Raw genomic sequence first — 12,024 nt, forward strand, 5'->3', positions numbered from 1 at the left:
AAACACACCAGAGGGACACCCATGAATAAAGTTTATCCTGACGCCGCTGCGGCGTTGGCAGGCATCGTCCAGGACGGCCAGACCATCGCCGTCGGCGGCTTCGGCCTGTGCGGCATCCCTGAAGCCCTGATTGGCGCCTTGCGTGATTCGGGCGTCACGAACCTGACCGCCATTTCCAACAACGCCGGCGTCGACGGCTTCGGCCTGGGCCAGCTGCTTGCCACGCGCCAGATCAAGAAAATGATCGCCTCCTACGTCGGTGAAAACAAGGAATTCGCGCGCCAGTACCTGGCTGGCGAACTGGAGCTGGAATTCACGCCGCAAGGAACGCTGGCGGAAAAACTGCGCGCCGGCGGCGCCGGCATTCCGGCCTTTTTTACCAAGACCGGCGTCGGCACCATCGTTGCCGACGGCAAGGAAATCCGTGAATTCGACGGCGAACAATACGTGATGGAACATAGTCTGGTGGCCGATGTGTCGCTGGTGAAGGCCTATATGGCCGACCGCGCCGGCAACCTGGTGTACCGCAAGACGGCGCGCAACTTCAATCCGAACGTGGCGATGGCCGGCAAGATCACCATCGTCGAAGTGGAAAAATTGGTCGAAGTGGGCGAGATCGACCCGGACGACGTGCATACGCCGAGCATTTTCGTGCACCGCATCGTGGTCAACGCCACGCCGGAAAAACGCATCGAGCAGCGCACCGTGCGTACCGAAGCATAAAAAAGAACAAGGAGATAATGATGGCTTGGACCAGAGATGAAATGGCGGCGCGTGCCGCAAAAGAATTGCAGGACGGTTTTTATGTGAACTTGGGCATCGGCTTGCCGACCCTGGTGGCCAATTATGTGCCGGACAATATCGAAGTATTCCTGCAGTCGGAAAATGGTTTGCTGGGCATCGGCCCGTTTCCGCTGGATGCCGAAGTCGATGCCGACCTGATCAACGCCGGCAAGCAGACCGTCACGGCCTTGCCGGGCGCTGCCTACTTCAGTTCGGCCGATTCCTTCGGCATGATCCGTGGCGGCAAGATCAACCTGGCCATCCTGGGCGCGATGCAGGTGTCGGAAAAAGGCGACCTGGCGAACTGGATGATTCCGGGCAAGATGGTCAAGGGCATGGGCGGCGCGATGGACCTGGTGGCCGGCGTCAAGCGGGTGGTGGTGCTGATGGAACACGTCGCCACCGCCAAGGACGGCACCACCTCGCACAAGCTGCTCAAGCAATGCGACCTGCCGCTGACCGGCGTGGGCGTGGTTGACGTCATTATCAGCGACCTGGGCATGATCGATGTCACGGAAAACGGCCTGAAGCTGGTCGAGCTGGCGCCGGGCGTCAGCAAGGAGCAAATCCAGGCCGCCACCGGCGCGGAACTGGATGTGTCGGCTGTTTAAGCGGCGCTGTCGGTAAATACAAGGGCGGGCAGCGATGCCCGCCTTTTTTTCAGCTGCGCGCCTTGCCGCGCAGTCCATCAAGGCTGAACGCGCCGCCGCCCGCTGCGGCGAAATACAGGAACAGGAAGCTGTACAGCACCGCCAGTTCGCCGCCGTTCAGGATCGGCAGGAAGCCTTGCGGCGCATGCGCCATGAAGTAGGCGGCCGCCATCTGGCCGGACAGAACAAAGGCGACCGGGCGCGTGAACAGGCCCAGCAGCAACAGGGCGCCGCCCAACAGTTCCAGTATGCCCGCCACGCCCATCAGCGAGAATACTTGCAGCCCATCGAACATGGCCACGTGCGGTGCGCCGAACAGCTTGGCCGTGCCGTGCTGCAGATACAAAAATCCAGTGATGATGCGCAAGATGCCCAGCAGGCGCGGGGTCCAGGTGGCGAGCAAGGCGGAAGAGGGGGTGGCAGACATGGCGAACTCCATTCAAAGGTGAGATGAGCCGGTGGCATGCTGGCAATTGCATGAGCTTGCCGACGAATGGCTCAACTGTAAACATTTTTTATTGGTTGATCATCCTGTCATATGTTGATGCATCATTTGCTCAATGTTGATGATGAGCATGAAAAAAAGCCCCGCAGATTACTCGGCGGGGCTTTTTGGTGGGTGAAGGATTACTTCACGATACTGACTGCGGGTGTGACGAGCACGTCATCGGCAGGGTGGGTAGGATGGGCCAGCTCGCTGTGCAGCTTGTCCATGTCCAGTTCTTTTTCCCATTTCGACACGACGATGGTGGCCACGCCATTGCCGACAAAGTTGGTCAGCGCGCGGCATTCGCTCATGAAGCGGTCGATGCCCAGGATCAGCGCCATGCCGGCCACCGGGATCGTCGGCACCACGGCCAGGGTGGCGGCCAGGGTGATGAAGCCGGCGCCGGTGATGCCGGAGGCGCCTTTCGAGGTCAGCATCGCCACGCCCAGGATGGTCAGCTCCTGCCAGATGGTCAGCTCGGTGTTGGTGGCTTGCGCCACGAACAGGGCGGCCATGGTCATGTAGATGTTGGTGCCGTCCAGGTTGAACGAGTAGCCGGTAGGAACCACCAGGCCGACGACCGGCTTGGAGCAGCCCAGGCGTTCGAGTTTTTTCATCAGGGCCGGCAGCGCCGATTCCGACGAGCTGGTGCCCAGCACGATCAGCAGTTCTTCCTTGATGTACAACAGGAAGCGGCCAATCGAGAAGCCCGTGTATTTGGCGATCAGGCCCAGTACCACGAACACGAACAGGAAGCAGGTCAGGTAGAACGAGCCCATCAGTTTAGCCAGCGGGATCAGCGAAGCCAGGCCGTATTTGCCGATGGTAAAAGCCATCGCACCGAAAGCGCCGATCGGAGCGACTTTCATGATGATGTTGACCATGCCGAAGATGGCATGCGACAGTTCGTCGATCAGCTTGGTAACCGGACGGCCGCGCTCGCCCAGCAGCGACAACGAGAAACCGAACAGGATGGCGATCAGCAGTACTTGCAGGATGTCGCCCTTGGCAAACGCATCAACGAAGGTCTTCGGGATGATATTCATCAGGAAGTCGGTGGTGGTCAGGCCTTCGGCATGCGTGTATTGCGCAATCGACTTGGCATCGAGGTGGGCCGGATCGGCGTTGAAGCCGGCGCCCGGTTTCAAAATGTTGGCAACGAGCAAGCCGATGGCCAGTGCAAAGGTGGAGACCACTTCAAAGTACAGCAGTGCCTTGCCGCCGACACGGCCGATTTTCTTGACGTCCTGCATGCCGGCGATGCCGGATACCACGGTACAGAAGATCACCGGAGCAATGATCATCTTGATCAGTTTGATGAAGCCATCGCCGAGCGGCTTCATGTCGACGGCGTTCGATGGATAGAACACCCCCAGCAGCACGCCCGCCACGATGGCGAACAGCACCTGTACATACAGGATTTTATAGAATGGTTTTTTCACGGAAAGTCTCCTCTTGCGGGTTGATGGATGCGATCATCCGCGCAATGGATCGCCCGCTCAATTGTGGATAACCGCAGATATGCACATTTTGTATATCGGGTATTTAAGAAGGAAAAGGTGGTGCTGCACATGTTGCACCGCAGCAAAATTAGATCGATTCAGCCGTGCGCTTGGAGCATTGCCCGTGCTGCGCTACACTTCGCCAGAAGCTTGCGCGCGGCACCCGGCACATGGTACGGCGCGCTGCTGTTTTTCCATCGATACCACCACCTGGAATTAGCATGATCGAAGCCCGTATCCGTACCGTCCAGTGCATTTCCCCGGCCGGCCTGCACAGCATGTCCTATAAAGAATGGGGTGCGCCCGACAACCCGAACGTGCTGGTGTGCGCCCATGGCGTGACGCGCGTGGCCGACGATTTCGACAGCCTGGCGCAGGCCATGGCCAGCGACTACCGCGTGATCTGCCCCGACGTGGTCGGGCGCGGCCGTTCCGGCTGGCTGGCCAACCCGGAGTTCTACCGCGTGCCGCAGTATGTCAGCGACATGGTGACCCTGCTGGCGCGCGTGCTGGCCAATGGCGAACGGCAGACGGTGGACTGGTTCGGCACTTCGATGGGCGGGCTGATCGGCCTGGGCCTGGCGTCCTTACCGCACAGCCCGGTCAGCAAGTTGATCCTCAATGATATCGGCCCGACCCTGGCGCCGGAAGCCTTGCAGCGCATCGGCGACTATATCGGCCAGGACCTGCGCTTCGATACGTTCGAACAGGGCGCTGCTTTTGTGCGCGCCGTGTCGGCCAGTTTCGGCCCGCACACCGAGGCGGAATGGCATAAGCTGGCGCTGGATGTGTTGCGCCAGGACAAGGACGGCTACTGGCGCCGCCATTACGATATGGGCCTGGCGCTGCCGTTCCGTTCGGCCACGCCGGAGTCTGCCGCCCGCGATGAGACCATGCTGTGGGCCGCCTACGATGCCGTGCGCTGCCCGACCCTGCTGGTGCGCGGGTCCGAATCGGACCTGCTGACACACGACACGGCGCAAGCCATGTTGCAGCGTGGCCCGAAGGCCCAGCTGGTGGAAATTGCCGGCGTCGGCCATGCGCCCACCTTTATCCACGACGAGCAGATCGCCATCGTGCGAAAGTTTTTGCTGAACAAGTAACAGGCAGCGTTCTACCGATTTTGCAACACGATTTTGAAACAAACAGAAAGAACAGCATGGAAATTACCCGCTTGCACGTAGGCAAACGCCTGTCCGAAGTTGCCATTCACAATGGCACCATCTACCTGGCCGGCCAGATCGCCGAAGATACCAACCAGGACATCGTCGGCCAGACGCGCGAAGTGCTGGGCCATGTCGACCGCCTCCTGATGGAAGCGGGCAGCGACAAGACCTGCATCCTTTCGTGCCAGATCTATATCGCCGACATGCAGCACTTTGCCGGCATGAACGAAGTGTGGGACGACTGGGTAGCCTCCGGCCATACGCCGCCGCGCGCTACAGTCGAAGCGAAACTGGCCAATCCGGCATGCCTGGTTGAAATCGTCATCATCGCTGCAGAACGCTAAGGCCACCATGGTTTCCACTTCGGCCCCGAATAGCGCCACCACGGAACAACTGGTCGAGGGCCTGAGTGCGCCGGACAGCGCGCGCGTGCTCGATGCGCTGGCTTATGCGACCGAGGCGTATGGCGACAAGCTGACCTTTGCCGGCCGTCCCGCGCTCGACTTCGCCATCGGCGTGGCCAGCACGCTGGCGTTCCTGCGCAGCGATGCGGAAACCCGCATTGCCGGCCTGATGTTCGAACTGACCTTGCTTGAACCGGACACGGCGGCCGATATCGAGCCGCGCTTCGGCAAGCAGGTGTGCGACCTGGCCACCGGCGTGCGCCAGCTGATACGGCTGCGCGCGCTGACCCAGACCTCGCATGCCGGCGGCGCTGGCGGGCGCGGCAAGAACGCGGCGCAGCAGGCCGTGGCGCAAGTGGAAACCCTGCGCAAGATGCTGCTGGCGATGGCGTCCGACATGCGCGTGGTGCTGGTGCGCCTGGCCTCGTGCGTGACCACCCTGCGCTATTTTGCCGAACTGAAATTGTTCAACGACATGACGCGCGAATACGGCCGGGAAACCCTGGACCTGTACGCGCCGCTGGCCAACCGCCTGGGCATCTGGCAGCTGAAGTGGGAATTGGAAGACCTGTCGTTCCGCTTCATCGAACCGGACGCCTATAAACGCATCGCCAAGATGCTCGAAGAAAAGCGCATGATGCGCGAGGGTTTTGTGTCCTCGGCAATTTTGCGCCTGCAGACGGAGCTGGCCGCAGCCGGCATCCAGGCCGAGGTATTTGGCCGCCCGAAACATATTTACAGCATCTGGAACAAGATGCGCGGCAAGGAACTCGATTTCACGGCGCTGTACGATGTGCGCGCGTTTCGCGTGATCGTCGCCGACGTGAAGACCTGCTACACGGTGCTGGGCGTGGTGCACAATATCTGGACGCCGATCCCGAAAGAGTTCGACGACTATATTTCGCGTCCGAAACCGAATGGCTACCAGTCGCTGCACACGGTGGTGATGGCCGACGACAGCCGGCCGCTGGAAGTGCAGATTCGCACCAACGAAATGCACAGCTTTGCCGAATACGGCGTGGCGGCGCACTGGCGCTACAAGGAAGAGGGCGGCTCGAACTTTGCCGGCCAAAAATACGACGAAAAGATCGCCTGGCTGCGCCAGTTGCTGGCCTGGAAAACCGAGGTGGCCGATGCCGTTGTCGGCCAGGAAGAAATCCAGCGCGAGTGGGTAGAAAAACTCAAGTCCGCCACCCTGGACGACCGCATTTTCGTCATGACGCCGCAGGCACGCGTGCTCGAGTTGCCGGTCGGCGCCACGCCGGTCGATTTCGCCTACCACCTGCACAGCGACGTCGGCCACCGTTGCCGCGGCGCCAAGGTCGACGGCGTGATGGTGCCGTTGAACACCCAATTGAAAAACGGCCAGACCTGCGAAATCATTACCGCCAAGGGCGCGCCGGGCACGGCCGGACCGTCGCGCGACTGGCTCAGCGCCGGCTACGCCGTCAGTACCCGCACGCGCTCGAAAATCCGCGCCTGGTTCCATGCGATCGACATGCAGGAAACCCTGGGCCACGGCCGCGCACTGGTGGAAAAATCGTTGCAGCGCGAAGGCAAGACTGCCGTCAACCTCGAAGCGCTGGCGCACAAGCTGGGTTTCGGCAAGGTTGACGAGCTGTTTTTGTCGGTCGGCAAGGATGAATTCAGCCTGCGCCATGTTGAGCAGGCGCTGCACGACAATGGCGAAGTGGTGGAGCCGGCAGACGCCGTGCTGGTCGGCAAAAGCCGCGCCTCCAGCGTGGAGCAGGGCGCCAAGTCCGGCGTGCTGGTGGTCGGCACGGAAGGCCTGATGACGGTGCTGGCCAAGTGCTGCAAGCCGGCGCCGCCCGACAGCATCGTCGGTTTTGTCACGCGCGGCAAGGGCGTCTCGATTCACCGCGCCACCTGCAAGAATTTCGAGGAAATGCGCGCCAAGTCGCCCGAACGCGTGCTGTTTACGGAGTGGGGCAGCACCGGCGGCCAGGATACCGTCTACCCGGTCGATATCTTCATCCTGGCCGGCGACCGCCAGGGCCTGCTGCGCGATATCTCCGAGATCTTCTCGCGTGAAAAAATCAACGTCATCGGCGTCAACACCCAAAGCGCCAAGGGCCAGGCCCGCATGACATTTACCGCCGAGATCAGCTCGACGGCGCAGTTGCTCAAAGCCTTGAATGTCATCAAGGACGTCAGCGGCGTGCTCGAAGCGCGGCGCAGTTAAGCCGGCCGCATCAGTGCGTCTTGTCGTCCTGATGCAAGCCCGCCATCGCAGTCGTCTCCGGCTGCAAGGTGATATGGTCGATGCCGTGGCTGGCCAGCAGCATCTTTTTGATGGCGCGCAGCACCGACGGCCACCGGTCCAGGTGTTCGATCTGCACGTGGCCGATCAGCGCCGGCTGGCCCGGCGACATGTCCCACACGTGCAGGTCGTGTACCGACAGCACGCCGGCGATCTGCTCGACGTCGGCACCCACCTGCAGGTAGTCGATCTGCTGCGGCACGCCTTCCATCAGGAAGTGGTACGAGTCCTTCAGCACGCCAAAGGTCGATTTCAGGATCAGCAGGGATACCAGCACCGACAGCAGCGGGTCGATTTGCATCCAGCCCGTGAAATAAATCACGGCGCCGGCGACAATCGCCGCCACCGAACCGAGCAAGTCGCCCATCACATGCACCAGCGCGGCGCGCGTGTTGACGCTCTCTTTGTCCTTGGCCAGCACCCATGCCACCACCAGGTTGATCGCCAGGCCGATGACGGCCACTACTACCACCGTGTCGCCATGCACGGCTTCGGGCGTGGAAAAACGCAGCACCGCTTCATAGCAGATCCAGCCGACCACGCACAGCATCGCCAGGCCGTTGACAAAGGCGGCCAGTGCCTCGGCGCGGCCAAAGCCGAACGAGTGGCGCGGCGAGGGCGGGCGGCGCGCGATGACCTGCGCCAGCAGCGCCAGGCCCAGCGCGGCCGCGTCCGTCACCATATGGCCGGCGTCGGAAATCAGCGCCAGCGAATTGGACAGGAAACCGAACGCCACTTCGACGCCGGCAAACGATAACGTCAAGCCTAGCGCCCACGCCAGCACGCTTTGCTTGCGCCCCGTGAACGAGTGCGTGTGCTTGGCGTCGCCTTTCAGGTGGGCGTGCAGATGAGTGTGGTCGTGGTTGCTGGTGTCGTGCATGGGATGCTTATGAGAATGATCTTGCCGCCAGTGTAAAGGAAAGGCCGGCGCGCCGTCAGAACGGCAGGCATAAAAAAACCTGCATGGCCGCAAGGCGATGCAGGTTTTCTTGCGGAAGCGTCAGTTACGCCACTGCGGTCTCGCCGAACTTGCCCTCACGGAAGTCCTGCACCGCCTGGAACACCTCGGCCTGGGTATTCATCACGAACGGGCCGTACTGCGCGATCGGCTCGTTCAGTGGCTGGCCGGCCACCAGGATCACGCGGCCGCCTTCGGGCGCGGTGATGCGCACGCCGTCGCTGCCCGGGGTATTGGCCAGGATCGCCATGCGCAGGGCCGGTACCGGCTTGCCGTCGACCTCGACCGCACCGCGGAAGGTGTACAAAAAGGCGTTATGGCCGGCCGGCAAGGGCTGCTCGAACGTGCTGCCGGCCGGCAGGTCGATATCGAGGTACAGCGGTTCGGTGCGTTCGCGCTGTACTGCGCCCGCCACGCCATGGCTGCTGCCGGCGATGACCTGCACCGCCACGCCGGCGCTGGTGGTGTAGCGCGGGATCTCGCTGCTGTTGAAATCGCGGTACCAGGGCGTGCGCATCTTGTCGCTGGCGGGCAGGTTCAGCCACAACTGAAAACCTTCCATCACGCCGGCTTCCTGTTCCGGCATTTCCGAATGGATCACGCCGCTGCCGGCTGTCATCCACTGCACGCCGCCCGAGCTCAGCAGGCCTTCGTTGCCGGCGCTGTCGCGATGGCGCATGCGGCCCGTGATCATGTAGGACACGGTTTCAAAGCCGCGGTGCGGGTGCTCGGGGAAGCCGGCGATATAGTCGTTCGGCTGGTCGCTGGCAAAATTGTCGAGCATCAGGAACGGATCGAGGCGGCGCTGCAACTGCTGCGTCAGCACGCGGTTGATCTTCACGCCGGCGCCATCCATAACGGCCTGGCCGGCAATCACGCGCTCGACCTTGCGCGGCGCGGTGACGGTGCTGGTGGTGGTAACGGTAGTGAGGTTGTTCATGATGCTCTCCAGTCAGTATTTTTTTGAATGCTTACACCAGGATGGCGTTGATCTCGGCGTCGGCCTGGGCTTGCGCCTTGGCGACAGCTTCCGGACCCATGCCCATGCCTTCCGAATACACGTACTGCACGTCGGTCAGGCCCAGGAAACCGAACATGGTGTTCAGGAATGGCACCTGGCTGTCGGTCGCGCCGCCACGGTGCAAGCCGCCGCGCGACAGGCCAACATAGACTTTTTTGCCGCTCAGCAGGCCGACCGGGCCTTTTTCCGTGTACTTGAAGGTGACGTTGGTGCGGGCAATCGCGTCAAACCAGCTTTTCAGTTGCACGGTGATGCCGAAGTTGTACATCGGCGCGCCGACCACGATCACGTCGGCCGCTTGCACCTGGGCGATCAGGGCGTCGTCGAGCGCCACGCGTGCCGCCTGTTCGGCGCTGCGCTGCTCGGCCGGCGTGAACAGTGCCTGCAGGGTCGCTTCGTCAAGCACCGGATGCGGCTGGGCTGCCAGGTCGCGGCGCACTACGGCAGCGTCCGGATTGGCGGCGAGCACGCGGGCGACCAGGGCATCGGCCAGGCGGGTGGAGGCGGAACCGGTGCTGCGGGCGCTGGAATTGATTTGCAGGATGTTCATCTTGTTTCTCCGAGTGAGTGAGTTGTCTTGCGATGGATGAACTATAGCAATTCCAAAATTGATGCGGAAGGCGTTAAAATGGATAACATTAATCCACTGATGGAACAATCGAAGAAGGAATGAGATGGACATCGATCCCGGCGATTTGCTGCTGTTTGCCCGCGTGGTGGAGTGCGGCAGTTTTTCGCGCGCCGCCGAGCGCGTCGACTTGCCCAAGTCGACCTTGTCGCGCCGCATTTCGCTATTGGAAGGCAAACTGGGCGAACGCCTGCTGCAACGGACCACGCGCAAGCTGGTGCTGACCGAATTTGGCGCCAGCCTGCTCGACCATGCGCGCAAGGTGGTGGAAGAAACCGAGGCGGCCGGCGCGCTGGCCCAGCACCGCCAGCTTGGGCCCAGCGGCTTGCTGCGCATCTCGATGCCGGCCGATTTTGCCGATGCCCTGATGCGCCAGGTGCTGGCCGAATTCGTGCGCCGCTACCCGGCCATTTCGCTGGAACTCGACTTGTCGGCGCGGCGCGTGGATTTGCTGGAGGAAAATTTTGACCTGGCCATTCGCATGGGCAAGCTGCCCGATGACGCCAGCCTGGCGGCGCGCCGTGTTGCCTTCAGCACCCTGGCGCTGTATGCCTCGCCGCAATACACCAGCGTGCACGGCTTGCCCGAGCACCCCGACGATTTGTTCCAGCACGATTTGCTGAGCTTGCCGCCCACCGTGCATGGCCTGGTACGCTGGACCTTGATACGTGGCAAGACGGCCTGGGAGCGCGATTTGCCGGTGCGCCTGCTGGCCAATTCGCCGGAATTGCTGGTGCGCATGGCGTGCACGGGCGTGGGCATTGCGGCCAGCACCGACCGTTTCGCCAACGCTTATCTGCAAACGGGGGAGCTGGTGCGGGTGCTGCCGGAGTGGAATTTTCCGCTGGTCACGGGCTGGGCCGTGTTTCCTGGCCGGCGGCTGATGCCGGCCAAGACGCGCGCATTCCTGGACCTGATGGAAGAGATGTACCGCATGGATACAGCTGTATAGCCGCGTTAGCGGGACAAGTTGCCCATCACTTCACCAAGCTGCACCGGGCCGGCCGGTTGCCACGCAGGGTTGAACTGCAGCTTGTCTTTCGGGAACAGCATGACGACCGTGGAGCCGAGCAGGAAGCGGCCCAGTTCCTCGCCTTTTTTCAGCACGATATTGTCGTTGGCATAGCTCCAGTCGCGTACCTGGCCCGAGCGCGGTGGATTCACCACGCCATGCCAGACGGTGGCCATGCTGCCGACGATGGTGGCGCCCACCAGGGTCATCACGAAGGGGCCGTTGGCCGTGTCGAACACGCAGACCACGCGTTCGTTGCGGGCAAAGAGGCCAGGGATGCCGCGCGCGGTGGTCGGGTTGACGGAAAACAGCTCGCCCGGCACATAGATCATGCGCGTCAGACGGCCGTCGCACGGCATGTGGATGCGGTGGTAGTCGCGCGGACTCAGGTACAGGTTGGCAAAGCTGCCGTGCTCGAACTGCGCCGCCAGCGCCGCATCGCCGCCGACCAGCGCGGTGGTTGTGAAATTGTGGCCCTTGGCCTGGAAGATCTGGTCCTTGTCGATGGCGCCGAACTGGCTGATGCGGCCATCGACCGGGCATACGTAGTCGGCTTGCGCGATCGGGCGCACGCCTGGGCGCAGTGCGCGCGTGAAGAAATCGTTGAAGCTGGTGTAGTGCGTGATGTCCGAATCGAGCGCCTCATCCATGTTGACGTTGTAGCGGCCGACGAACAAGCGGATCAGCCGCGTGGTCATGGCGCCGCCCCTGGCGCCGGCAACCCGGCCGGCGAAGTTGGTCAACGCGCTCTTGGGCAGCAGATATTGGGGCAGGACGGCAAGACGGGACACGATAGGGGGCCTTTGAGGGGAGGGTGAAATAATGATGTAAACGCATTATAGCGGTGTCGGGAGGGGAGGGCGAATCCGGCAAGTGCCTGCGCCTGCGTTTGCCCGTGTCAAAGCCGGTAATGCAGCGACAGCGAACAGGCATTTGCGCCGCAGGTGCTGGGATGGCGGTGGCAGCTGGGCTGCGGTGCGCCGCCCGCGCCAGTCGCCGCCGTGGCGGCGGTCACTGCGGCGTTTGGGGCGGCGCTTCGAGTTTCAACTCCCATCGGCTGCCTTCGGCTGCCTTCGGCCGCCGCCGGCAGCGGCCCACCGATACGGTATCCCATGCTTTCGAATACAGACGT

Annotated in this window: 12 protein-coding genes; 6 read left to right on the forward strand and 6 right to left on the reverse strand. The window is 62.2% G+C overall.

Going from position 1 to position 12,024, the window contains the following annotated elements; translation table 11 throughout:
- Positions 1-21: 21 nt before the first annotated feature.
- Together AC0Z42_RS03785 and AC0Z42_RS03790 are read left to right on the forward strand one after the other, a co-directional pair.
- Positions 22-723, forward strand: a complete 702-nt coding sequence (locus AC0Z42_RS03785) for a CoA transferase subunit A (RefSeq protein WP_485466912.1) — start codon at positions 22-24, stop codon at positions 721-723.
- Positions 724-743: 20 nt separating this feature from the next.
- Positions 744-1,394, forward strand: a complete 651-nt coding sequence (locus AC0Z42_RS03790; protein ID WP_485467309.1) for a CoA transferase subunit B — start codon at positions 744-746, stop codon at positions 1,392-1,394.
- 49 nt (positions 1,395-1,443) lie between these two features.
- Here the strand turns inward: AC0Z42_RS03790 and AC0Z42_RS03795 are convergent, their stop codons facing one another.
- Together AC0Z42_RS03795 and AC0Z42_RS03800 are read right to left on the reverse strand one after the other, a co-directional pair.
- On the reverse strand, positions 1,444-1,860 hold the full coding sequence (locus AC0Z42_RS03795; protein WP_485466913.1) for a DoxX family protein: 417 nt from the start codon (positions 1,858-1,860) through the stop codon (positions 1,444-1,446).
- Positions 1,861-2,060: 200 nt separating this feature from the next.
- The gene (locus AC0Z42_RS03800) at positions 2,061-3,362 is read right to left on the reverse strand and encodes a dicarboxylate/amino acid:cation symporter (protein ID WP_485466914.1); all 1,302 of its coding nucleotides are present in this window, start codon (positions 3,360-3,362) and stop codon (positions 2,061-2,063) included.
- Between the two features lie 281 nt (positions 3,363-3,643).
- Here AC0Z42_RS03800 and AC0Z42_RS03805 point away from each other — a divergent pair, with 281 nt between their 5' ends.
- From AC0Z42_RS03805 to AC0Z42_RS03815, 3 genes are read left to right on the forward strand one after another with little or no spacing between them, the layout of a single operon-like run.
- Entirely contained in the window at positions 3,644-4,525 is an 882-nt protein-coding gene (locus AC0Z42_RS03805; RefSeq protein ID WP_485466915.1) for an alpha/beta fold hydrolase, read from the forward strand.
- A gap of 56 nt (positions 4,526-4,581) precedes the next feature.
- Positions 4,582-4,932: a RidA family protein gene (locus tag AC0Z42_RS03810; protein ID WP_485466916.1), complete on the forward strand. Its 351-nt coding sequence runs from the start codon at positions 4,582-4,584 to the stop codon at positions 4,930-4,932.
- A gap of 7 nt (positions 4,933-4,939) precedes the next feature.
- Complete coding sequence (locus AC0Z42_RS03815; protein WP_485466917.1) at positions 4,940-7,195, forward strand: RelA/SpoT family protein; 2,256 nt, start codon at positions 4,940-4,942, stop codon at positions 7,193-7,195.
- A gap of 10 nt (positions 7,196-7,205) precedes the next feature.
- Here AC0Z42_RS03815 and AC0Z42_RS03820 read toward each other — a convergent pair whose 3' ends face one another.
- The 3 genes from AC0Z42_RS03820 to AC0Z42_RS03830 form a co-directional block, all read right to left on the reverse strand.
- Positions 7,206-8,153, reverse strand: coding sequence for a cation diffusion facilitator family transporter (locus AC0Z42_RS03820; protein ID WP_485466918.1), 948 nt, complete (start codon positions 8,151-8,153; stop codon positions 7,206-7,208).
- Between the two features lie 124 nt (positions 8,154-8,277).
- On the reverse strand, positions 8,278-9,171 hold the full coding sequence (locus tag AC0Z42_RS03825; RefSeq protein ID WP_485466919.1) for a pirin family protein: 894 nt from the start codon (positions 9,169-9,171) through the stop codon (positions 8,278-8,280).
- Between the two features lie 31 nt (positions 9,172-9,202).
- Positions 9,203-9,802, reverse strand: a complete 600-nt coding sequence (locus AC0Z42_RS03830) for an FMN-dependent NADH-azoreductase (protein WP_485466920.1) — start codon at positions 9,800-9,802, stop codon at positions 9,203-9,205.
- Positions 9,803-9,926: 124 nt separating this feature from the next.
- On the opposite strand from AC0Z42_RS03830, the gene AC0Z42_RS03835 reads away from it, so the two are divergent.
- On the forward strand, positions 9,927-10,832 hold the full coding sequence (locus tag AC0Z42_RS03835; protein WP_485466921.1) for a LysR family transcriptional regulator: 906 nt from the start codon (positions 9,927-9,929) through the stop codon (positions 10,830-10,832).
- Positions 10,833-10,837: 5 nt separating this feature from the next.
- Here the strand turns inward: AC0Z42_RS03835 and asd are convergent, their stop codons facing one another.
- Positions 10,838-11,686, reverse strand: a complete 849-nt coding sequence (asd, locus tag AC0Z42_RS03840) for an archaetidylserine decarboxylase (protein WP_485467310.1) — start codon at positions 11,684-11,686, stop codon at positions 10,838-10,840.
- Between the last annotated feature and the right edge of the window lie 338 nt (positions 11,687-12,024).

It is taken from the genome of Janthinobacterium sp. 1L-D-8-B-C4, from assembly GCF_057291295.1.